Source organism: Mesorhizobium sp. P2_C4, from assembly GCF_056404575.1.
This window is the reverse complement of sequence record NZ_JBFUDT010000002.1, coordinates 652,486-674,066: the sequence shown is the minus strand read 5'-3', so window position 1 is coordinate 674,066 and position 21,581 is coordinate 652,486. Positions and strand designations below refer to the sequence as shown.

Genomic DNA, 21,581 nt, shown 5'->3' with positions numbered 1-21,581 from the left:
GCGGGTTCGTCCCGCCCCTTCCTTTTACTGGAGGTCCGTATGTCGGAAACCCACACGGTCAGGCTCAGCCCAGTCGGCGTCGAATTCGACGTCGAGCACGGCGAAACGGTACTCAACGCCGCTTTCCGCCAAGGCATCGCCCTGCCGCACGGCTGCAAAGAAGGGCAATGTTCGGCCTGCAAGAGCGTGTTGCTCGATGGCGAAGTCGACATGCTCAAATACTCGACCTTCGCGCTGAACGACATGGAGAAGGAAAGCGGTCACGTCCTTTTGTGCCGCTGCATCGCCTACTCCGATCTGGAAGTCGAGCTTCTCAACTACGACGAGGAGATTTTGGCGAAAGCGATCGCCGTGAAGACGTTCAAGGGCCGGATTGCTCTGATCGAGCACCTGACCCACGACATTCGCGGCATCGAGATCGAACTCGGCTCGCCGTTAAAGTTCTGGGCGGGGCAATATGTCGACATCACGGTTACCACGCAAAAAGGGGAGACGATTACGCGCTCGTTCTCCATGGCAAATACGCCGGACCAAACCCAAAAACTCTGCTTCATCATCAAAAAATACCCTGAGGGAAAGTTCTCCGGCGAGCTCGATTCCGGAGGAATCAAGGTTGGAGCCGAAGTCACCGTCGTCGGACCCTACGGAACCTGCTTCCGTCGGGAAGAACGGCAAGGACCCCTAGTCCTGGTCGGCGCCGGCTCGGGCTTGTCGCCGATCTGGTCGATCCTCAACGACCATCTGAAGAGCGGCGAGAAACGTCCGGTCTATTTCTTCTACGGCGCCAGGACGCGCAACGACCTGTTCTATCTCGACAGGATCGCCGCGCTGATCGGCCAGCATTCGGATGTCACTTTCATTCCTGTGCTGTCGCACGCGACTGATGACGCCGAATGGGAAGGCGAACGCGGTTTCGTACACCAGAGTGTCGACGCCAAGCTCAAGCAATTGGCGGTCGACGGGCAGGGCGATGTCCACGCCTGCGGCCCGCCGCCGATGATCGATGCGCTTCAGCCGGTTCTGTTCATGAACGGGTTCGAGACTGAGCGGATCTTCTTCGACAAGTTCACCACATCGGCAGGTGCAACGCCGGCCCACTGAGGGGGCGGCCATGTAACTGCAACCACAACTGCAACAAGGGAGTGAAGACTATGCCAGCTATCTCGAGTTCAGTCGGATCCGGAGCCGCCGGCGCGGCGATCTTTGCCGACTCCGACAGCCGGAAGTACCGGTATTTCGACCCGAAAGGCCAGCGTGCCACGCACTACGAAGACATGACGGTCGACGTACAGCCTGACCCGGAGCGCTACCTGATCCAGGACTGGATCATCTCCTTTGCCGACGGCAAGGGCGCTTATGTCAAGCAGAACACCGCCGCGCAGAGCTCCAACTGGCACGCCTTCCGCGCCCCCGATCAGGAGTGGGAACGCACGCACTACCAGCGCCAGTCGAAAATCGAGACGATGGTGCAGAGCGTCATCAACAATGCCCGCAAGTCGGGAGCGCCGAAGACCTTCGACAAGGCCTGGGTCAAGATCCTGCAGACGCAGCTCGGCGCCTGGAAACACGCCGAATTCGGGCTCGGCACCTCGCTGATGCAGGCGCAGCGTTACGGCTACACCCAGATGATCAACAACGCGACGCTGACCAACTCGTCCTACAAGCTGCGGCTTGCCCAGGACATCACGCTCTACCTCGCCGAAATCGGCATGGACTTGCCCGGCTGGGACGACGAACTTGGCAAGAAGGCATGGCTTGAGGACCAGAACTGGCAAGGTACCCGCGAAGCGGTCGAAACCATCATGGGCGCGACCGACTATCTCGAACAGTATTTCGCCATCAACATCATCTTCGAACCGCTGGTCGGTGAAGTGTTCCGCTCAGGCTTCCTGATGCAGATCGCAGCCGCCAACCACGATTTCATCACGCCTGCGGTGATCTCGGCGGCGGAAGCCGACTACGAGCGCAACCTCGCCAACACGATCGACCTCATGCACCTGCTCGCCAACGACGAGAAGCACGGCGCGGCGAACAAGAAGCTCTTCCAGGGCTGGGTCAAGAAGCACGGCGCGCTCGCCGACAAGGCAGCCATCGGCCTGCAGCCGATCTGGTCGATGCCACATTCCAAGCCGGTCGCTTTCGCCGATGTCCGCGCCAAATCCGAGGAACGGATTGGCCAGATCCTCGGCGAACTCGGCCTCAAGCGCTGACACAGGGAGAAATTGTCATGTCACTAGCAGCACGCGACGCAACGCATTCCAACATCTTCAAGGAGATGAAGGACATCACCTTCGAACAGACGATTTCGCATCAGTGCGGCGTCACCATGAATGACTCGGTCGAGGCCAGGGCCATCGCCGAATTCATGGGCCTGAAGCCGAATGTGATCGTCACCTACCAACCGGCGATGATCCGCATCGATGGCACCGGCAAGCTGATCTTCAAGATGGACGAGATCAGCGAATATCTCGGCCGCGAGATGACAGCGGAAACCTTCGAGGTCAACAGCTCGACCCACTACGGGCGGATGGTGCGCATCGACGACAACACTGTGATCCTGTTCGGCAACATGGACGAGATGTTCGAATACATCGAATAGCCGCCAAAAAATCGGCGCGCCGCTTGGTTGCGGCGCGCCTAACCGATCAACACCCACTTTGCGGAGGGAAGAATGTTTAGAACACCGGAAGGCAAGGATATTTTCGTGGTCGACGGCCACACCCATTTCTGGGACGGCAGCCCGGAAAACCAGAAGAATATCCACGGCAAGCAATTCATCGATTGCTTCTACGCCTATCACACGGGGCTGAGCCCCAAGGACCAGCTGTGGGAGAAGAGCAAGTTCGAAAAGTATAGTGCCGACGATCTCTATCGCGACCTGTTCATCGACGGTCCCGATGATGTGGCGATCGTCCAGTCGACCTATCTCAAGGATTTCTACAAGAAAGGCTTCAACACGATCGAGCGCAACGCCGAAGTGGCCAAGCGCTACCCGGAGCGGTTCATCGTCAATGGCGCCTTCGATCCACGCGATGGCGAGAAGGCACTTGAGTACATCCACTTCCTCAAGGAGACCTATGACGTCAAGGGCGTGAAGATGTACACGGCCGAATGGAATGGCGCCTCCAAGGGCTGGAAGCTCACGGACCCCGATGCCTACAAATGCTTCGAGCTCTGCGACAAGCTCGGCATCAGGAACATCCACGTCCACAAGGGTCCGACCATCATCCCGCTCAGCAAGGACGCCTTCGACGTGCATGACGTCGACCATGCGGCGACGGATTTCCAGAACCTCAACTGGATTGTCGAGCATTGCGGCCTGCCGCGCCTCGACGATTTCTGCTGGATCGCGACGCAGGAAACCAACGTCTATGGCGGCCTGGCGGTGGCGCTGCCCTTCATCCATTCCCGCCCGCGCTATTTCGGCGAGGTCATCGCCGAACTGTTGTTCTGGATCGGGCCGGAGAAGATCCTGTTCGGTTCCGACTACGCGATCTGGACGCCACGTTGGCTGGTCGAGAAATTCTGGGCCTACCAGATCCCCGAGGACATTGCCGCAGAACGTGGTGTGCAACTGACCGACGAGATCAAGGAGAAGATCCTCGGCCTCAACGCCGCGCGTCTCTACAACATCGATATCGAAGCCAAGAAGAAGGCGCTCGCCAGTTCGCCCTTCAGCATCGCAGCGGAGTAGGAGCCATGGCAACCGCCAGCGTTTCCGGCAACCGCGAGAACGAACTCTGGCGGCGGCTTGGTGAGGTCAACGACCCGGAGCTCGACGAACCGATTACCGAGATGGGTTTCGTCGAGCGGGCCGCGATGACGAGCGATGGCAGCGTGGAGATAGACTTCCGCCTGCCAACCTACTGGTGCTCGCCCAACTTCGCGTTCCTGATGCTGGACGGCGTCCGCAAGGCGCTCGACCAGCTCTCCTGGGCGCCAGCCTATCGTGTCAAGCTGCACGACCACATGTTCGCGGAAGAGGTCAATCGCGGCATGGAAGCCGGCAAGACATTCGGCGATATATTCGCCGAACTTGCCGAGGATCAGGATCTCGGCGCTTTGCGCGAAACCTTCAGGATGAAGGCATTCAAGCGGCGCCAGGAGGCGATCTTGCGCGGCCTCAAGGCGCACGGTCTGACGGATCGGGAAATAGTCGGCATGGAACTGCCGGCATACGACGTCGCACGGTTCGAACCGGGCGAGGCGGCCAAACAGAAGCCGAGATACAGGGCGGCCCTGCTTGAACGCTTTCCCGACCGCCGGGCGGACGATCCCGTCTTCGTGACATGGGAAGGGCACGGCATACCGTCCGGCGCACTTGGTGCCTATCTCGCCGAACTGCGCGCTGTGCGCGTCAATATGGAGTTCAACGGCGCGCTTTGCCGTGGGCTCAAGCAGACCAGATACAAGGAACTGGATGTGGTCGACGGCGAACCGACGCTGGTCGACTTCATCATGGATCGCGTGCCGGCACGCGCCGCGCCGACCGCCTGAAGCAGAGCTGAAACAACGGCCTCCCTCGCACGAGGCCCCTAACCAACAACCCGCCCGTAAGGCGGAAGGAGGAATCATGCCTAAAATAATGCTTCACAATTCCGAGGCCCGCCGTGCTCTCGCCCGTGGCGTCTTCCGGCTGGCCGCTGCCGTCGAGCCGACGCTCGGCCCCAAAGGCATGAACGCCATGATCGACCGGCCCATTGGCACGCCGATGGTGACCCGCGACGGCGTCAGCATCGCCTCCGAAATCGAACTGCACGACCGTTTCGAAAACATGGGCGCGCAGGTCGTCCGCGAAGTGTCGATGCAGACCAACGAGGTCGCCGGCGACGGCACCACGACTGCCATCGTGCTCGCTAACGCGCTCATCCAGGGCGGTGTGGAGGCGAATGAACGCGGCGCGAAATCCGTCGACCTCTGCAAGGGCATCGACCTTGCCGTGGCGGCGGTAGTAGCGGCGCTCAAGGCATCGGCCAAGCCCGCCAAGGGCAACGGCATCCTGGCTTCGGTCGCCAACATCGCGGCCACCAATGCCAAGCTTGGCGCACTGGTGGCGGAAGCCCATCAACGGGTGGGGGCCGAAGGCGTCATCACCACTGACTTCAGCGTCACCACCGAGACCACGCTCGATGTCGTCGAGGGCATGTCCTTCGAACGCGGCTACCTCTCTCATCACATGGTGACCGATCAGGAGAAGATGGAGGCGGTTCTCGAGCGGCCCTACATCCTGATGACCGACCTCAAGATCAAGGAGCCCGGGCAACTCGATGCGGTTCGCCGCATCGCTGACGAGGCCGGCCGGCCGTTGCTGATCGTGTCCGAGGAGATGTCGCCGGAAGTGGTGGTGACGCTGCTCGGCAAGCAGGGACCGGGAAAATACCTCGTCGTGCATCCTCCGGAATATGGCCATTGGCGCAAGGCGATGATGGAGGATCTGGCCATCATCACCGGCGGCAAGGTGATCGCCCGCGACCTTGGCGGCCGGCTGGAGGACATCACTGCCGACGATCTCGGAACGGCTGACCGGGTGAAGACCAGTGCGTCCTATACCTCGATCATTCGTGGCGGCGGCGACCATGCGGCAATCGCCTCGCGCCGCGCCCAGGTGCAGCGGCAGTATGAAGCCTCGCCGCCGAACATCGATCAGGACAAGCTGCGCGAACGCCTGGCCAAGCTCTCTGGCGGCACCGCGATCCTTTACGCCGGCGGTGTTACGCCGGTCGAGCAGAAGCGAACCATTCAGCTCATCGAGGATTCGCTCAATGCGGTGCGCGCAGCATCGGAGGAGGGCGTGGTCGCCGGCGGTGGCTCGGCGCTTGCCCAGATCGCGCCGCTGCTCGACAAGGTGGCGGCCGGCGTCGACGGCGATGTCGCTGAAGGCGTGCGCCTGGTGCGGTCGGTGCTGTCGCGACCGCTCTGGCGCATCGCCGCCAATGCCGGCGCCGATCCCGAAGCGGTGGTGGCGGAAGTCACGCGCATCAATGGCGGCCACGGTTACAACGCGTCCGCCGGCAGCTACCAAAACATGTTCGAGGCAGGGATCATCGATCCGGTCCGCGTCACCTACACAGCACTCGCCAACGCAGCTTCGGTGGCAACGCTGATCCTGACCACGGAAACGTTGATCGGCCATCTCGCCGAGGACGAGGACCCGACGGCCGGACCGGCCCGCGGCGGCGGCTCAGAAAAGCTCGGCCGCGCCTGAAGCAATCCAAACAATCTCGACGTCGAAAGGATACGACGATGAAAGCTGCCAGACTTTACGAATACGACCCGAAGATGAACGTCCAGCTCAAGATCGAGGAGGTCAAGGCGCCGACGATCACCGCCCCCGACGAGGTGATCGTGCGGGTTGGCGCCGCCGGCCTCTGCCGCACCGACCTGCACATCATCGAAGGCGTGTGGAAGCCGACGATGGATCCAGAAGGCACGTTGTTGCCTTACATTATGGGCCACGAGAATGCCGGCTGGGTCGAGGAGGTCGGCAGCGGCGTCAGATCGGTCAAGCGCGGCGACGCGGTGATCTGCCATCCCTTCCGCTCGTGCGGCATCTGCCTCAACTGTCGACACGGCGAGGACATGTACTGCGACAACGGCCAGTTTCCTGGCCTTGGCATGAATGGCGGTTTCGCCGAGTATTTCATCACCAGCGAACGCTCGCTGATCAAGCTGAACGCCAACATCACGCCGATCGAAGTGGCGCCGCTGGCCGATGCCGGCATCACCGCCTACCGCGCCGCCAAGCGGGCGGCCAAGCTCTTGAGGCCGGGGAGTTACTGTGTGCTGCTCGGCATAGGCGGGCTCGGCCATATCGCGCTGCAATCGCTGCACGCGATCTCGGGCTGCCGCATCATCGCCGTCGATCGCGAGCCGGCGGCGCGGGTGCTGGCCAAGGACCTTGGCGCCGACTTCATCCTCGATGGCGGGCCGAATGTCGTCGAGGAAGTCAGCCAGATCACCGGCGGCGGCGCGCATGTGGTGATCGACTTCGTCGGCGAGCTCGGTGTCGAGAACATCTGCTGGAAGATGGTGCGCAAGGGCGGGCAACTGTTCGTCGTCGGCTATGGCGGCAATATCAACGTGCCGACCGCGCACCTGGTCATCGAGGAGATCAATATCGGCGGCAGCCTGGTCGGCAATTTCACCGAGCTTGTCGAACTGATGGAGCTGAACGCCGACGGCAAGGTGAAGATGCACTACACCGAATACAACCTCGCCAGCATCAACACCGCGCTCGACGATTTCAAGAACCGGCGGTTCACCGGCCGCGGCGTCATCGTGCCTTGAAACTTTGGACCGGACTTCGCGCGGACGGGTGCGGCGTCTGGTCCCCACAATCCATCCAGAGGGAAAAAAGATATGAACAAATACATCTGTGAATTCATCGGAACCTTCGCGCTGGTCTTCTTCGGCTGCGCGACGGTTCTGTTCATGCGCTCCGAGGTCGGTCTGCTTGGCGTCGCCATGGCGTTCGGCATGTCGGTGGTGGCGATGGCGTATGCGATCGGGCCGATTTCGGGCGCCCATCTCAATCCGGCTGTCAGCCTCGGTTTCTTCATCTCCGGCCGCATGAAATCGAACGACCTTATCGGCTATGTCGTTGCGCAATGTGTTGGAGCGATCGTCGCGTCGGCGGTGCTCTACGTGATCGCGCAAGGCAAAGGTGGCGGTTATGACGTGACGGCGAACGGCTTTGCCCAGAACGGCTGGTCAACCTACTCGGTAACCTCGGCGTTCCTGTTCGAGGCGGTCGCCACTTTCCTGTTTCTGCTCGTCATCCTTCGCGCCACCGCCGAAGGCGGCGCTGGCCCTCTGGCCGGCCTGGCGATCGGGCTGACGCTGGTCATGATCCATCTCGCCGGCATTGCCGTCTCCGGATCGTCGGTCAATCCGGCCCGCTCACTCGGCCCGGCGCTCTTTGCGGGCGGAGCTGCACTGTCGCAGCTCTGGCTCTATATCGTGGCGCCGTGCCTCGGCGCGGCCGCAGCCGGACTGGCATTGCGCGCGGGGGTGATCGGCGCGAGCGAACCGGCGGCTCAGCCGGCCTGATTGCTTGTCGGATCCGGCAAGCTTTTCTTCCTGAACCCTGTGGCTGATGCCATGGCGTTTTCCGTGTCGGGACGTCAGCGAAGCGCGATCCCGAAACGAGTTTCTTTGCTTCGAGCTTTGGAAAAACGGGAGGACAATATGGATCTTATCACAGGGTTGGCCGTCGTCATCGGCATTATGGGCGGCATTGCAACATGGGCAGCGATCACCATCGGCAACCCTTACTTGCTGATCTGGGCGGTATTTGTCGGTTGGGGGAGTTTCTATCACTGTGGCGGCAAGGAAGCCGGTTTCAAGAACTCGGCGATTGCAAACCTCTGGGGAGCAATCTGCGCCGCCGGCGCACTGATAGCCCTGACGTCTATTGGTGTTACCGCGATCATGGCCGGCATTTGCGTCGGCATTTCAATCGTCGTCCTGATACTCGCTGCCAAGCTGCCATTGCTGAGCGCCATTCCTTCGGCGGTCTATGGCTATGCAACGACCGCCGCGCTTTTTCTGCTTGGCGCGGCCGCCTATGGCGAAGGCATCAGCGGCATCGCCAAGGTCGCGACCGCTGTGGTTATCTCGCTGATCATCGGCAACATCCTCGGCTACGTCTCGGAGAAAGTGACCGGTGCTGTCGTAAAGGCCTGATCATCCCCGCGACCGCTGCCTGAAGGCAATCTCGATTGACGAATTTCCCAACCCCGCGGCGCGAATGCCGCGGGTTTTTTGTTGTGCCGGTGAACGGAGCTGGGCCTAGAGGAAACCGCGCCGGATGCCGTATTGTCCGAGCTTGCGATAGAGCGTCGGCCGCGAAATACCGAGCCTCAGGGCGACCTTGCTGAGATTGCCATTCTCGGCGGCAAGCGCGTTCTTGATCGCCTGGCATTCTGCATCCTCGAATGTGCACACCGGTGCTTCGAGCATGGCTGCGGGATGATCGCTGTGCAGGGTCATATTGTGGCGATCGCCGGCACTGATTTCCCCGGGAAGATCCTGGAGCCCGACGGCCCCACCGCGCGCCAAGATGTGCAACCGCCCAACGAGGTTCTTCAGTTCGCGCACATTGCCCGGCCAACGATAGGCGAGCAACGCGTCTAGCGCTTGGTGCGAGAATTCCAGCGGGTCCTCGCCTGCCGCGGTGGCGATCTGCCGGTTGAAGTGTTCGATCAGCAGCAGCACATCCTCGCCGCGCTCGCGCAGCGGCGGGACAGTGATCGAGACCGCGCCGATTCGATAGTAGAGATCGCGGCGGAAGCGGCCTGCGGCAACTTCCTGCTTGAGATCGCGATTGGTCGAGGCGACCAGGCGCACATCCACCGGGCGACCCCGACTGTCGCCAATGCGGTTGACCACGCGCTCTTCCAGGACACGCAGCAGAAACGGCTGGATCTCAAGCGGCAATTCGCCGATCTCGTCGAGGCTGAGGACGCCGCCATTGGCGAGCTCGAAAACGCCCGGCTTGCCTTCACGCGAGGCGCCGGTAAAGGCGCCGGCGACATGGCCGAACAATTCGCTGCCGAATAGCTCCTTGGTGATCGCCCCGCAATTCATCGCGATGAACGGGTCGTTCGCCGTGCGCCGGCTGCCGGCATGGACAAGCCGCGCAAACAACTCTTTCCCGACGCCTGTTTCACCTTCGACCAGCAGCGATGCAACGCTGCTCGAACGGGCGACGCGGCAGGCGACGTCGATGGCGGCCTGCAGCGCTTCGCTTTCGCCGACGATCAAGGCGACAGCATCCTGAAGATGCTTGTTCACTTCCCGGTGGACCACTGCGAAGCTGGAGACTGCCGGCACGGGGGGGAATACCAGCGCCGCGCCGCGGAGGTCGCCGTCGAGCTTGAGCGGTGTGATGTGGCAGGATCGCAGATGCGCCGGCAGCGCCTTGGCAAGGTCGGCGTCGGAGCCGGACGACGGAAGGTTCATCAGCCAGCGGCCACGGCCTGGCTCCATCGGGCCGTCCATCATCTCGGTGGTCTCGCCGTCAGGCACGTTGTTGCAGAAGATGGCGCGGCCGCGATGGTCGACAATCACCAGCCCGTCTTTTCGGCGGTAGCTGGGAGCCGACGAGATGAAGGCTTCGAGCAGGCGCGTGCGCTGTTCCTGCTGCTGTTCGGCCAATGCCTTTTCGATCTGCCGGGCCGTGGCGGCGACGAGCGCGGTGTTGTGCGGCCGAAAGATCGGCGAATAGCCTGACAGGTCGACCACACCGATGATTTTGCCGTCCAGCGGATCGCGGATCGGCGCGCCGGCGCAGGTCCAGGATTTGATGCCGGCGCAGAAATGCTCGGCCGCATGGACGAAGGTCGGCTGACCGGTCCACAGCGCCGTGCCGATGCCGTTGGTGCCGACGGCGCCCTCGTTCCATTTGCCGCCGATGGCGAGGTGGATATCCATGCCGTCATGCAGCGTCTTCTTGTCGCCGATGGCATCGATCAGCACACCGTCGCTGTCGGCTAGAACCAGCATTGCGCCTGTCCCGTCCAGCAACTGGCCAAGGGAGGCGAACGACCGGCGCGCCGCCGAAAGCAGTTCTGCATTGGCGCGGGTCAAATATTCGATCTCGTCGCGATCGCTGCTTAGAGGCGCTTCAATCCCTTGAGCGTTGATGCCGCCGGTGGCGCTGCGATACCAGGAATCGTGAATGAGCGAGCGGACGTGGCTTGGATGGACAGGATCGCGGGCACATTTGGGCTCGTCGGCCAGAAAACTTTCCCAGGCGCGCATGGTGGCGCGCTCGTCATAGTCGATGTTCCCCAGAACCATTTGCCCGGCGGTCGCCGACGCACGCGCCGGAAGAGCATCGATCTTCATCTGATGGGGGCCTATCTCGCGTTTCATTCAGTCATCACAGAACCTTTGAGGCATGCCATTTCTGTATGCTGTCGCGTTCGTATGCTGCCGCGGGTTGGACGTGAGGAGCACGCCCAGGCGTCTGCACGGTCAGTCGATGCCGAGTTTCGCGCCGATATCGGCTGCAAGCTGTTCTTCGGTATAGGTGGCGGCGAGGCGGGATCCGTCCAGGTCGGCAAGCACCTCGGCGACGGTTTCGTCGACCGGCGAGAAAAAGCCGTTCTGCTTCGTTGCCAGGACGAAGATCTGTTCCCCACCCCGGTTGCGGACATCGCCGATGTGATGAAGTTGGCGGCCTGTGTTCTGATCCTTCGAAATCACGCGGCCGTTCATCGTGACATGAATGGACGGCTTGGCTTCGGCCACAGGCGCGGCACTGCCGCCAACATGGATGATCAGGCCTTCCGCCTTTGGTTGCTGGCGTGGCTTCCTGGAAGCCGAATAGCCGCCGCCGCTGATCTGGTCGGCAAGGCGAACGATGGTCGAGCGGTTCTGCTCGATCAATCTTTTGACCTGAATGTCCTCGCGCCTCGGGCCATCCCGCTTGGAGATGATTTCGACCATGAATCCTCCCAGATTCGCTCAGCGTTGCCGTTGATACGGCCCATTTCTTCTTTTGAGGTGAACCCTACACCGCCCCGGTGGAGTTCGCCATTCATATCACACACATAGTGCCAAAATGTGGGTCGTTGGTAGCAGGCGGCTGCTACACGGGATTTCCGGTATTCGGACGTTTTGAGCAATATGTCCGCAGGTCAGGCTGCCTTGTTCCTCAATTCCGAGGGTTCGCTGTTGAGTAGTCGCCTGTCGCGCAGGTAGAGCGCGCACGTGGTGCGCAGCATGGAGGCAAAGTTCGGGATATGGCCGTTGATCTCCAGCGCTTCATCGTAAAGCGTCGAGAGGAATTTCGGCGCCGTCATCCCCTGTCCCTGGGCGATCTCGTCCAACAGCGTCCAAAAAGTGGCCTCGAGCTGGATGCTCGTCGAATGGCCACCTATTCGAACTGAGCGATTGATTAGCCGATACCCTTCCGGATCCTGCCCGGCAAAGACCTTACACATGCGAAGACCTCCCGTTTGATGTTGCCTTGGGCGAAGGTGCGGCTTCTGAGCCCATTCGCCGGGATGATACCAACCCGAAGCGCATTTTCCGCTCAATTTGCAGTGACTGCAATCGGACCTTGGTGCGTGAACCAGCCTTACGCCAATTTCCTAGCGTGGTAACCGGCTGCCACCCCTTTTTGCAACCAATGGGCCATCATCGACGGTATCCGAGACCACGCGGCAGACTGGAGGCTCCTTTGGCGAAAGCAATTCATTCGATGATCCGGGTGGTAGACGAGAACCTGTCGGTCAGTTTCTACAAAAGTGCATTCGGACTCGATGTTGCGGACCGGTTGGATTTCGACACGTTCACGCTGGTCTATCTGCGCAGTGCGGAAGCCGATTTCTAGCTTGAACTGACGATCAACAAAGGCAGGGACGAGCCCTACGCGCTTGGCGACGGCTATGGCCACTTGGCTCTTTGCATCGACGATCTCGAGGCAGAACATAAGCGCTTGGCGGCCGCAGGTTTTAATCCGCGAAAAATTGTCGAGTTCAACCACGAAGGCGCGCTGCTGGCGCGGTTCTTTTTCGTGGCCGACCCCGACGGCTACCAGATCGAGGTGCTGCAGCGCCACGGACGCTACAAATAAGGCGTTTGCGCACCTCAGTGGTGGTCGAAGACGCAAATGTCCGATGGCGCCGCCTCACGGATGTTGCGCCAGTTTTTCCGTCGGAGGTGCTAAGTGAAGAGCACACCTCGTTGTTGGCGCACGGAACCATACGGAACAATGCGGGAGGTTTTTCAATTCTGGCCCACGAAAAACCCAATAAAATCAACGTTCATGTCACATCCTCCGGGCCTGCCAGCTTGTTACAAATCAGCGGCTAACGCTTAATTCTCGGCGAGGTGCGTGAAGGCTCACCGGATGCGTTCTCCGTCGTCGCTGAAGAGCCGCGCCGATGCGGGCGCGAAATGCAGGGTGATCTTGTCGCCGGTCCTTGGTTGTGACGACCGCCGCTCCGCGATGATGGTCTCGCCGCTCGCCAGCGTGGCGTGGACGTAGCATGTGGAGCCCATCGCTTCGACGAATTCCACGCTTGCCTCGAGGTCGATGCCCTTGTCCTGGTCGAGATGCTCGGGCCGCAAACCGAGCTGCAGTTTCCGTCCCGGCTCAAGCGGGGTCTGTGCCGGGCTGTCCATCTCTCGGCCGCCAAATGCAAGGCGCCCCCCCGCCTGCACAGTGGCGGTCAGAAAGTTCATCCGGGGAGAGCCGATGAAACCCGCGACGAACGCGTTGTCGGGATCTTGATAGAGATTTTCGGGCGTGCCGATCTGCTCGATGCGGCCACTGCGCAACACGACGATCCGATCGGCCATGGTCAGCGCTTCCGTCTGATCGTGCGTCACATAGATCATGGTGTTGCCTAGGACCCGGTGGAGCTTGGCCAGCTCCACGCGCATCTGCACCCGCAGCTCGGCATCCAGATTGCTGAGCGGCTCATCGAAGAGAAACACTTTCGGGTCGCGCACGATCGCGCGTCCAATTGCAACCCGCTGGCGCTGTCCTCCCGAGAGATGAGCCGGCTTGCGCTGCAAATAGTCTTCGAGCTGCAGGATCTTGGCCGCGCGCCCGACCTTGTCGGTTATTTCCTCTTTCGGGCGGTGCGCCATCCGCAGGCCGAAGCTCATATTGTCCGCCACCGTCATATGCGGATACAGCGCATAGGACTGGAACACCATCGCCACGCCCCGGTCGGCAGGCTCCGCGTCGGTCACGTCGTCACCGCCGATGAAGATCTCGCCCGCGCTGGTCTCTTCGAGCCCGGCAATCATGCGCAGCAGGGTGGATTTTCCGCAGCCCGACGGCCCCACGAACACGGCGAACTCGCCCTCTTCGATCGAAAGCGAGACACCGCGGATAACCTCCGTCGACCCAAAGCTCTTGCTGACATGTTTCAGTTCGACACGCGCCATCGACTAACCTTTCACTGCGCCCACGGCGATCCCCGAAACGATTCGCCGTTGGAACAGGATGTAAAGAACAACGATCGGCGCCGCCGCGATGACGATGCCAGCGGTAAACAGGGGTATCTGGTCCGAGTACTGGCCCTTGAGCGCGGAAATCCCCACCATAAGGGTGCGGTGCTTCTGCATGACCAGCAGGGAAATCAGAATGTCGTTCCAGCAGCTGAGGGTGTTGAGGATAGCCAGCGTGACCAATGCCGGCATTCCCAGGGGCAGCATCACGTGCCACCAGACCTGCAGCAAACTGGCCCCGTCGATCCGCGCCGCTTCGATCAGCTCGCGCGGCAGTCCGGAGTAGAACGCCGTCATCATGTAGACCGAGAAAGGCAGGAAAAATGCGGTGTATGACAAGATGAGCCCGAGATGCGTGTTGACGAGATCGAGGGCAAGCATCGTGCGCATGAAGGGCACGAGAACGACCTGCACCGGGATCATCAGCGACGACAGGATGACCGCAAACAGCAAGCGCCGATAGGGAAAGCGCAGCGACGCCAGGGCAAAGCCGGCCATGGAAGACACGACCATCAACAAGATGACCGCCCCGAGCGTCGCAATCACGGAGTTGAGGAAGTACTCGTTGAGGTGCGCGCGGGTCCAGGCCTGGACGAAATTGTCGAACGTGGGCTGCAGGGCCAGCCCGAAGCGGTCGCGCATGTAGTCATCGCGGGTCTTGAACGCGTTGTTGATCGCGAAAAAGATCGGGTAGAGGCAGCTCAGGGCCAGCAGCCCCATTGGGACCGCCGCAATCCTGAGGGCCAGCCTCTGTCGTTTTCCTGCTCCTGACACAACGCCCCCTTCAGATATTCGCGTTGCGTGACAAGATGCGGATCTGCAGCCAGGCGAGAATGCTGGTCATGACGAACAGGACCATCGAGATGGCCGCGGCGTAGGCGGGGCGATTGAGCCTGCCCTGGGCAGCCCAGATGAGATATTCGGGCACCGTCGTTGCTGTGCCGGGTCCGCCACCGGTCAGCACGTAAATCAGGCCGAACATCGATGTAAGCAGGCCGATGGTCGTGATCACCGTCGAGAACTCGATGATCGGGCGAAGCTCGGGGATGATGACATGCCACCAGATTTGCCACATCTTGGCGCCGTCGAGACGCGCCGCCTCCACCATCTCCTTTGAAACGGTCGACAGGCCGGCAAGGAAGATCAGCACACCCATGCCGAAGGTTGACCAGCATTGGATCGCGAGCGTCACCGGAAGGGCGGTCGCCGAGTGCCCCAGCCAGTCTACACCCTTGATGCCCGCGAGGTTCAGCAGCGCGTTGAGGTTGCCATTGAAGCTCAGCACCACGCTGAAGATCGAGCCGATGATGACGCTCGAGAGAATGGCGGGAAAGAAATAGACGGAGCGAAAAAACGTCCGTCCCGGCACGCCCTGATGGATCAGGATGGCCAGCAGCATAGGGATGGTGACAAAGATCGGCACCGAAAGCAGCACCACGACGGCGTTGGCCATGGCGGAGCGGAAATTCGGATCGTCCAGCGCCCGCAGATAGTTGCCGGCGCCGATGAACTGGCCAGGGTCGGTCGACGTCGCGCTGGTCAGGGAGATGCCAAACCCCCAGAACAGCGGGAAAATGCGGAACACCAGAACAAGCAGGATTGCCGGAAGCAGGAACAGAAATGCTACGCGGGCCTCTGCTCGGCGGCCCCTATTCCGGCGGGAACGGAGCCGCGCGGCCTGGCCAGTCTGGTGTAGCGAATTGGCGGTCATGCACTGGTCACTGAGCTTGGGGATGGGGGCGCATGGTTGCGCCCCCACCGAGAAAGATTACTTTTGCGGCTTGGCCTCAGCCTGGACCTTGTCCAGAGCAACCGCGGCCTCGTCCACCGTGGTTTCGCCATTGCAGAGAAGCTGGCTCTGGCGGTGCCATTCATCGAGCTCTGGCGCCGAGGAATTGGCGTGCGTGGTCGGAACGGCTCTGGTTGCAAGCCAGCCCATGATCTGCTTGAGGCCGGGGCTGTCGATACCGGAAGTGTTGACTTCGGTGTTTGCGGGCACCGATCCGGTGTCGTTGACCAGATAGGACAGGACCTCCGGCGAAGCGAGGATCCGCACCGCGTCAACGGCGAGATCGATGTTGGGAGAGTCCTTGTTGACGCCGTAGCCGACGCCGCCATCAAGCGGCACGCCGGGAGCGCCTTCATGCTGATCGGCGGCAACGGTCGGCGAGGGCATCGGATAGACGCCGACCTTGTCGACGCCCATGTTCTTTTCAAACTGCTTCCAGTGCGCGACGTTGGAGAGCAGCCCCATCACGTTGGCCCCGACGCCTTGTTCGAAGAGGGCGAACTCATCCATGAACATGGTCTGCGAGTTGCCGCCCTCCTGATACCAGCCGTTCTTGGCGGTATCGACCCAGGCCTGCAGGATCGCCTTGATCGGCGGATCCGACCAATGGAGCTTGCCGGCCAGCCAATCGGCCTGCTGCTGGGCTGTCAGCGACTGGTTTGCGGCCTCCGACAGGAAGAACTCGGCGTTGTAGCCTTCCTTGTTGGCCATCATGAAGCAGGCTGGCTTGCCCTGCGCCTTGAACGCGTCGCAGACCTTGGTCAGCTCGGCCCAACTTGTCGGCGGCTTCTCCGGATCGAGCCCCGCGGCCTTGTAGAGCGCCTTGTTGTAGTAGACGACGTGACCCTGCAGCGTCGTCGGGATGAAGTACAGCTTGCCGTCAGGTCCGGTGAACGCAGACTTTCCAACCAGCTTTGAGATCAGGTCGGGCAGCTTGTCGTCGAGCGGGATCAGCCCGCCGACCAGGGCCTTGGCCTGGGCGCCACCATTGGCCCAGATGACGTCAGGACCGGCTTTCGAAGCGAGCGCCGTACCCAGCAGCGTGTAGTACTCGGCGTCCGGCTGGGACAGGAGGTTGAGCGTTGCTCCTGGGTGCGCAGCCTCGAATGCGGCCTTCGCATGATCGTAGTATGTCGCGTGGGCGGCATCGTCCACGTTGACGTCCCATACGGTGATTTCCTGTGCCAGCACGGGCGAGGCGACCATCATGGTCGCAATGGCAGTCAATAACTTCAGTTTCTGCACGTCATTCCTCCCTTTTTTATCCAACAAGCTTTCGCTTCATCCAGCGCTCGCTGCGAGTTTGGGACGCCCATCAACCCGCGGGTTGACGGGCGCATCGCCAAGTTCTTCGCGCGACAGGATTTCAGGGCGCGTCCAGGCCAGACGCGCAGTCTCCGACAGGACCAGCCCATGGCCCGGTCGATCGGGTGCATAAATCCAGCCGTCATGAATTTCGAATGTCTGCTCGACCAGGTGGTCGAAGTTCTGGAACGAGTATTCGAGCCACTCGACTTCGGGCAGCGCACAGGCCATGTGCACGCCGACCTCAAGAAACGTGTTGCCAAGCGTCACCGGAACGCCGAGTTCAGCTGCCAGCCAGCCGATCCTCATCACGTCGGTCACCTGCCCATGAACATTCAGCATGTCGGTAGCCCCGGCCTGCATCAAAAGGCGCTTGCCGGCGGCGTCGAGGTATTCGCCCGAATTGATCATGGTCCAGGGCGTTGCCGCCTTGAGGTTGCGAAGGCCGTCGAAATCATGGCGCAGGATAGGGTCCTCGACCCATAGGAGATCATAACCAAGGCTATGAATTTTCTGCAGTTTCGCCGACGCCTCCTTGGCTCCCCAAGCCTCGTTGGCGTCAATCATGATCGACGAACCGGGCCGCACCGTCTTTCTCAGCAGCTCCAGCCGGGACAAGTCCCGGTCGAAATCGGGATGCCCCACCTTGATCTTGAACGCGCGGTAGCCGATGGCCTCGGCATGGGCGAAAAACGCCTGGAATTCATCGTCGCCAAGGTGGAAATCGAGACCGGACGCATAGGCTTTCACGCGCGTGCGCCGGCTTCCCAGGAGCTCGTGCAACGGCAGGCCGACCAGCTTTGCGCTCAGATCCCACAACGCAACCTGCAGGGCTTCCTCGAAAGGCAAGCCGAAGGCGCGCCTGTTTCCGCCGCGGGGCCGGTGGACCCGATGCACCAGCGCCAAAGGCGATTGCCCGACAAGGCCGGGCCAGGCCTCCTCGTCAAAAACCCGAACGATCTCCGCCTGGCTCGGCAAGGGGTGAAACAAGCTCTGGATAAAGCCCAGCCCGACCAGGCCGTTCTCGGTAACGAGCTCAAGCGCGGCCACATGTGCCGTATCGATGCGAACCTGACTGTCGCCAATGGTCCGGTCGCGAGCGAATTGATAGCGGGTAATACGATACTCTGCGATGCGCATACGAGGTCTCTGATATGTCAGAATGCGATTTAGATATTTCAGATTTGGGCAAGAGGCAAGTAGCCAAGTGCTAAACAGAAGGCCGACGGCGACGCCAGCGCAGTGGATAGTGCCTTGTCGGCCGGACTTGTGCGTGAATTCTCCAGGTGTTTGGGGCTCAAGGGAAAGCGCTCCATGTCGCGAGGCGATCCCCAAACAGCCTAGGATACCGGCTGCGCGCTGCGCGATGCACCCAGTCAGCCATATCCGGCACAAGTGAATTGATAAATGATCATGCGATATTCTACGATGCGCACGATCTGTAATGTTTCAGATTAATGTTTAGATATTTCAGATTCGGAGAAACAAAAGGTGGCTCAGCACGAAGATCAGTCCGACGAGCCCGCTGGAGCAGCGGGCCAACGTCTTGGCGATCGGGCCTACACGCGAATTCTTGAAACGCTGTTTGAGCGGAAGATCCCTGCCGGGGCCTTTCTGTCGCAAGGCGATCTCGTCAAGATGCTGCAAATCCCGGTTGCGCCGCTGCGCGATGCACTCAAGCTGCTCGAGGCCGAGGGGATCGTCATCATCCATTCGCGCTCGGGCATCCAGTTCGTCAAGCCCGGGTTCGAACTGACCAGATCGACCTATCAGTTTCGCAGCATTCTGGAGCGTGCGGCGACAGGCGTTTACGCGCAAACAGCCGAAGAGGCGGAATTGGCGGAACTGGAACGACGACACCTGGCGGCCATCGAAGAGATCGAGCGCAGCGGGCTCACTGACCGGGGCAGGGCCGACCTCGAGCAACTCGAGACCTTGCTACATCACTCCATCATTGCCAGCCTGAACAATCCATTGATCGACAGTTCGTACAAGCGGCTGCACAATTACGTTCGGCTGATCCGGTTGGACAGAAAAGTCACCGTGCCTCTCGTGCTGCAATCGCTGCGCGAGCACATGCAGGTCATCCTAGCATGCAAGGCGCGCGACCCGGAGGCGGCCGCGGCGGCGATGCAGGCGCATCTGGCGTCGGCCCTGCAACGCGGTCTGGGCCTCTACTACGGCTACTAGGCTCAGGGAGGCTCACGAAACCGCTTTCAGGTTTCAGACGGCCACGAGGCGGGCCAACAGTGACGCCGCATCGGTGCCCGCCACGCCAAAGTCGCGGACGCTGCTCATGTGGTTGGTTGCCGCAAGGGTGGTGCGTGAAACAGCCAGTACTTGTTTTTCCAGCTGGTTCGCGAAGATCGCGGCCTGACTGTGGAAGGGCGGCGTTTCATCGGCGCCGACCGCGATCTCAACAGCCACGGAGGGATCGAAGCTGTGGTTGATCGGCGAGAACCGGCGGACGTCTTCGTCGGTGATCGCGATCTCGGCGGCAAGGAACGAGGTCTGCAATGGCTTCAGGTCGTAAAGGCCGCCGAGCAGCAATGCGGCCTTAATGCCGGACGGTCGGTTGTCGTCGTCGAAAAGCATCGTTGCCAGATGCGCGCCGGCGGAATGACCGCTGACGGTCAGCAGGTCGGCATTGCCGCCATGGTCTGCGATATGGTCGAGCACCCATTGCCTGGCGCGGCGCACCTGGTCGACGATCGTGGCCATCCTGACGGCCGGCATCAGCGCATAGTCGACAATGACCGCGATCGCGCCTGCCTTCGTCACGGTCTCGGCAACATAGGAATAGTCACGCTTGGAGAACATGCGCCAGTAGCCGCCGTGGATGAACATGTGCACCGGCAGGCGGTCTCGTTTGCCCCGGGGAAAGAACAGATCCACTGTCTCCGTGGCGTCAGGTCCGTAGGCGACATCCGCGACCATTGGAACGTTGGCCCTGGTAGCCTCGCTTCTGCGCACGATGTCGGCGACGATGTCGTCGAACTCGACCACATGGTCGCGAATGCGAAACGGATCTTTGGCGTGTCCGCTCACAGGGTCACGGCGATGTACTTCGCCTCCACGAACTCGGCAACGCCGTGCTTCTGACCACCTTCGCGGCCCAGCCCGCTCTGCTTGACCCCGCCGAAAGGAGCTGCCGGATCGGACATCAGGCCGCGGTTCAGGGCGATCATGCCCGACTCGATCTTCGATGCCACGCGCATCCCCTTGGCCAGGTCACGCGTGTAGACGTAGGCCGCGAGGCCGTATTCGGTGTCGTTGGCTTTTGCGATGGCATCCGCCTCGCTGTCGAAGCGCATGATCGGAGCCACCGGACCGAATATTTCCTCGTGGACCATTGCGGCGTCAGCAGACACGTCGCGAAGCACCGTCGGCGGGTAGAAGTAGCCTTTGCCTTCGGCAATCGCTCCTCCGCACAGAATCCTTGCGCTACGGGCGACCGCGTCTTGGACGAGCCGATCGATGTTGTGCACGGCTTTCCTGTTGATCATCGGTCCGCACTCGGTTTCTGAGTCTGTGCCCGGGCCGACGTTGAGTGCCGCCATGCGTTTGCTCAAGCCTTCCGCAAAAGCATCATGGATGCCGGCCTGCACGTAAAGCCTGTTGGCGGCGGTGCATGCCTCGCCGGCGTTGCGCATCTTGGCGATCATCGCACCGTCGAGCGCTGCTTCGAGGTCGGCGTCGTCGAAGACAATGAACGGTGCGTTGCCGCCAAGCTCCATGGAACAGGAAATGACGTGTTTTGCGGCTTCGGCAAGGAGCGCGCGGCCGACGCCGGTCGAGCCGGTGAAGGACAGCTTTCGCACGCGTGGATCGGCCAGCATGGCTGCCGTCACCGACCCGGGGGTCGAGGTCGTCAGCACGTTGACGACGCCCGGCGGCACGCCGGCTTCCTCGTAGAGCGCTGCAAGCGCATAGGCCGTCAGCGGCGTCTCGCTGGCGGGCTTCAGGATCACAGTGCAGCCGGCCGCCAGCGCCGGCGCGATCTTGCGTGTCGCCATGGCGGCCGGGAAATTCCACGGCGTGATGAGCACGCAAATGCCGATGGGCTGGTAGTCGACAATGATCCGGTTCGCGCCCGAGGGCGCAAGACCGAACTCGCCGCTGATGCGGACCGCTTCCTCGGCGTTCCAGCGAAAAAACTCCGCCGCGTACGCAACTTCACCACGCGCGTCGCGCAATGCCTTGCCGTTCTCCAGCGAGATCAGCGCAGCCAGGATCTCTGCCCGTTCGGTCATCAGTTCGAAGCAGCGGCGCAGGATTTCCGAACGCTTGCGTGGCGAGGTCTCGCGCCAGCCGGCCGCTGCCTTGGCGGCCGCGTCGACGGCGGCGGCGGCGTCGGCAAGCGTGGCATCGGGAACCGCCGCGATCACGGCTTCGGTCGATGGATCGACCACTTCGATCACACGGCCTTCCGACGCGGGTCGCCAGCGACCGCCGATGTAGAGACCGTGCGAGGTCGTGGCGTAGTCGAACATATCTTGATCCTCGTCGGATA

Annotated in this window: 20 protein-coding genes and 1 pseudogene; 11 read left to right on the top strand and 10 right to left on the bottom strand. The window is 61.4% G+C overall.

What is annotated here, in order from left to right; translation table 11 throughout:
- The first annotated feature begins 39 nt into the window (after positions 1–39).
- The 9 genes from AC1DX6_RS09560 (at position 40) to AC1DX6_RS09520 (ending at position 8,685) form a co-directional block, all read left to right on the top strand.
- On the top strand, positions 40–1,101 hold the full coding sequence (locus AC1DX6_RS09560) for a 2Fe-2S iron-sulfur cluster-binding protein (RefSeq protein WP_477312560.1): 1,062 nt from the start codon (positions 40–42) through the stop codon (positions 1,099–1,101).
- Between the two features lie 50 nt (positions 1,102–1,151).
- Positions 1,152–2,210, top strand: coding sequence for an aromatic/alkene monooxygenase hydroxylase subunit beta (locus AC1DX6_RS09555; RefSeq protein WP_477312558.1), 1,059 nt, complete (start codon positions 1,152–1,154; stop codon positions 2,208–2,210).
- A 17-nt stretch (positions 2,211–2,227) separates the two neighbouring features.
- Positions 2,228–2,599: an MmoB/DmpM family protein gene (locus AC1DX6_RS09550; RefSeq protein WP_477312556.1), complete on the top strand. Its 372-nt coding sequence runs from the start codon at positions 2,228–2,230 to the stop codon at positions 2,597–2,599.
- Positions 2,600–2,671: 72 nt separating this feature from the next.
- Complete coding sequence (locus AC1DX6_RS09545) at positions 2,672–3,694, top strand: amidohydrolase family protein (protein WP_477312554.1); 1,023 nt, start codon at positions 2,672–2,674, stop codon at positions 3,692–3,694.
- Positions 3,695–3,699: 5 nt separating this feature from the next.
- Positions 3,700–4,497, top strand: coding sequence for an iron-sulfur cluster assembly protein (locus AC1DX6_RS09540; protein ID WP_477312552.1), 798 nt, complete (start codon positions 3,700–3,702; stop codon positions 4,495–4,497).
- A gap of 76 nt (positions 4,498–4,573) precedes the next feature.
- The gene (groEL, locus tag AC1DX6_RS09535; protein WP_477312550.1) at positions 4,574–6,205 is read left to right on the top strand and encodes a chaperonin GroEL; all 1,632 of its coding nucleotides are present in this window, start codon (positions 4,574–4,576) and stop codon (positions 6,203–6,205) included.
- A gap of 38 nt (positions 6,206–6,243) precedes the next feature.
- Positions 6,244–7,287, top strand: a complete 1,044-nt coding sequence (locus AC1DX6_RS09530; RefSeq protein ID WP_269903293.1) for an NAD(P)-dependent alcohol dehydrogenase — start codon at positions 6,244–6,246, stop codon at positions 7,285–7,287.
- Between the two features lie 72 nt (positions 7,288–7,359).
- Positions 7,360–8,049, top strand: a complete 690-nt coding sequence (locus tag AC1DX6_RS09525; protein WP_477312548.1) for an MIP family channel protein — start codon at positions 7,360–7,362, stop codon at positions 8,047–8,049.
- A complete protein-coding gene (locus tag AC1DX6_RS09520; protein ID WP_477312546.1) occupies positions 8,050–8,685 on the top strand; it encodes a DUF1097 domain-containing protein in 636 nt (211 codons plus the stop codon).
- Positions 8,686–8,790: 105 nt separating this feature from the next.
- On the opposite strand, the gene AC1DX6_RS09515 is transcribed toward AC1DX6_RS09520, so the two are convergent.
- The 3 genes from AC1DX6_RS09515 to AC1DX6_RS09505 all read right to left on the bottom strand — a co-directional run bounded on the left by AC1DX6_RS09515 (position 8,791) and on the right by AC1DX6_RS09505 (position 11,951).
- Positions 8,791–10,878 carry a sigma-54-dependent Fis family transcriptional regulator gene (locus AC1DX6_RS09515; RefSeq protein ID WP_477312544.1) on the bottom strand — a complete coding sequence of 696 codons (2,088 nt, stop codon included), beginning with the start codon at positions 10,876–10,878 and terminating at the stop codon, positions 8,791–8,793.
- Between the two features lie 102 nt (positions 10,879–10,980).
- The gene (locus AC1DX6_RS09510) at positions 10,981–11,454 is read right to left on the bottom strand and encodes a hypothetical protein (RefSeq protein ID WP_477312542.1); all 474 of its coding nucleotides are present in this window, start codon (positions 11,452–11,454) and stop codon (positions 10,981–10,983) included.
- A 191-nt stretch (positions 11,455–11,645) separates the two neighbouring features.
- Positions 11,646–11,951, bottom strand: coding sequence for a ribbon-helix-helix domain-containing protein (locus AC1DX6_RS09505; RefSeq protein WP_477312540.1), 306 nt, complete (start codon positions 11,949–11,951; stop codon positions 11,646–11,648).
- A 239-nt stretch (positions 11,952–12,190) separates the two neighbouring features.
- On the opposite strand from AC1DX6_RS09505, the pseudogene AC1DX6_RS09500 reads away from it, so the two are divergent.
- Positions 12,191–12,586, top strand: a pseudogene (locus tag AC1DX6_RS09500) (VOC family protein).
- A 269-nt stretch (positions 12,587–12,855) separates the two neighbouring features.
- Here AC1DX6_RS09500 and AC1DX6_RS09495 read toward each other — a convergent pair.
- The 5 genes from AC1DX6_RS09495 to AC1DX6_RS09475 all read right to left on the bottom strand — a co-directional run bounded on the left by AC1DX6_RS09495 (position 12,856) and on the right by AC1DX6_RS09475 (position 18,208).
- Positions 12,856–13,911, bottom strand: coding sequence for an ABC transporter ATP-binding protein (locus AC1DX6_RS09495; protein WP_477312538.1), 1,056 nt, complete (start codon positions 13,909–13,911; stop codon positions 12,856–12,858).
- 3 nt (positions 13,912–13,914) lie between these two features.
- Complete coding sequence (locus tag AC1DX6_RS09490; RefSeq protein WP_477312536.1) at positions 13,915–14,694, bottom strand: carbohydrate ABC transporter permease; 780 nt, start codon at positions 14,692–14,694, stop codon at positions 13,915–13,917.
- Between the two features lie 64 nt (positions 14,695–14,758).
- Positions 14,759–15,559 (bottom strand): carbohydrate ABC transporter permease, encoded by an 801-nt coding sequence (locus tag AC1DX6_RS09485; RefSeq protein WP_477312534.1) that lies wholly within the window; start codon positions 15,557–15,559, stop codon positions 14,759–14,761.
- Between the two features lie 183 nt (positions 15,560–15,742).
- The gene (locus AC1DX6_RS09480) at positions 15,743–17,008 is read right to left on the bottom strand and encodes an ABC transporter substrate-binding protein (protein ID WP_477312532.1); all 1,266 of its coding nucleotides are present in this window, start codon (positions 17,006–17,008) and stop codon (positions 15,743–15,745) included.
- 36 nt (positions 17,009–17,044) lie between these two features.
- Positions 17,045–18,208 (bottom strand): mandelate racemase/muconate lactonizing enzyme family protein, encoded by a 1,164-nt coding sequence (locus AC1DX6_RS09475; protein ID WP_477312530.1) that lies wholly within the window; start codon positions 18,206–18,208, stop codon positions 17,045–17,047.
- A 351-nt stretch (positions 18,209–18,559) separates the two neighbouring features.
- Here AC1DX6_RS09475 and AC1DX6_RS09470 point away from each other — a divergent pair, with 351 nt between their 5' ends.
- Positions 18,560–19,258, top strand: a complete 699-nt coding sequence (locus tag AC1DX6_RS09470) for a GntR family transcriptional regulator (protein ID WP_477312528.1) — start codon at positions 18,560–18,562, stop codon at positions 19,256–19,258.
- A gap of 33 nt (positions 19,259–19,291) precedes the next feature.
- On the opposite strand, the gene AC1DX6_RS09465 is transcribed toward AC1DX6_RS09470, so the two are convergent.
- A complete protein-coding gene (locus AC1DX6_RS09465; RefSeq protein ID WP_477312526.1) occupies positions 19,292–19,963 on the bottom strand; it encodes an alpha/beta hydrolase in 672 nt (223 codons plus the stop codon).
- A 149-nt stretch (positions 19,964–20,112) separates the two neighbouring features.
- On the bottom strand, positions 20,113–21,561 hold the full coding sequence (locus AC1DX6_RS09460; protein ID WP_477313671.1) for an NAD-dependent succinate-semialdehyde dehydrogenase: 1,449 nt from the start codon (positions 21,559–21,561) through the stop codon (positions 20,113–20,115).
- Between the last annotated feature and the right edge of the window lie 20 nt (positions 21,562–21,581).

Coding starts and splice junctions, on each gene's coding strand:
- AC1DX6_RS09560 (WP_477312560.1), top strand. CDS start 40: ATGTCGGAAACCCACACGGTCAGGCTCAGCCCAGTCGGCGTCGAATTC.
- AC1DX6_RS09555 (WP_477312558.1), top strand. CDS start 1,152: ATGCCAGCTATCTCGAGTTCAGTCGGATCCGGAGCCGCCGGCGCGGCG.
- AC1DX6_RS09550 (WP_477312556.1), top strand. CDS start 2,228: ATGTCACTAGCAGCACGCGACGCAACGCATTCCAACATCTTCAAGGAG.
- AC1DX6_RS09545 (WP_477312554.1), top strand. CDS start 2,672: ATGTTTAGAACACCGGAAGGCAAGGATATTTTCGTGGTCGACGGCCAC.
- AC1DX6_RS09540 (WP_477312552.1), top strand. CDS start 3,700: ATGGCAACCGCCAGCGTTTCCGGCAACCGCGAGAACGAACTCTGGCGG.
- groEL (WP_477312550.1), top strand. CDS start 4,574: ATGCCTAAAATAATGCTTCACAATTCCGAGGCCCGCCGTGCTCTCGCC.
- AC1DX6_RS09530 (WP_269903293.1), top strand. CDS start 6,244: ATGAAAGCTGCCAGACTTTACGAATACGACCCGAAGATGAACGTCCAG.
- AC1DX6_RS09525 (WP_477312548.1), top strand. CDS start 7,360: ATGAACAAATACATCTGTGAATTCATCGGAACCTTCGCGCTGGTCTTC.
- AC1DX6_RS09515 (WP_477312544.1), bottom strand. CDS start 10,878: ATGAAACGCGAGATAGGCCCCCATCAGATGAAGATCGATGCTCTTCCG.
- AC1DX6_RS09510 (WP_477312542.1), bottom strand. CDS start 11,454: ATGGTCGAAATCATCTCCAAGCGGGATGGCCCGAGGCGCGAGGACATT.
- AC1DX6_RS09505 (WP_477312540.1), bottom strand. CDS start 11,951: ATGTGTAAGGTCTTTGCCGGGCAGGATCCGGAAGGGTATCGGCTAATC.
- AC1DX6_RS09495 (WP_477312538.1), bottom strand. CDS start 13,911: ATGGCGCGTGTCGAACTGAAACATGTCAGCAAGAGCTTTGGGTCGACG.
- AC1DX6_RS09490 (WP_477312536.1), bottom strand. CDS start 14,694: ATGGGGCTGCTGGCCCTGAGCTGCCTCTACCCGATCTTTTTCGCGATC.
- AC1DX6_RS09475 (WP_477312530.1), bottom strand. CDS start 18,208: ATGCGCATCGCAGAGTATCGTATTACCCGCTATCAATTCGCTCGCGAC.
- AC1DX6_RS09460 (WP_477313671.1), bottom strand. CDS start 21,561: ATGTTCGACTACGCCACGACCTCGCACGGTCTCTACATCGGCGGTCGC.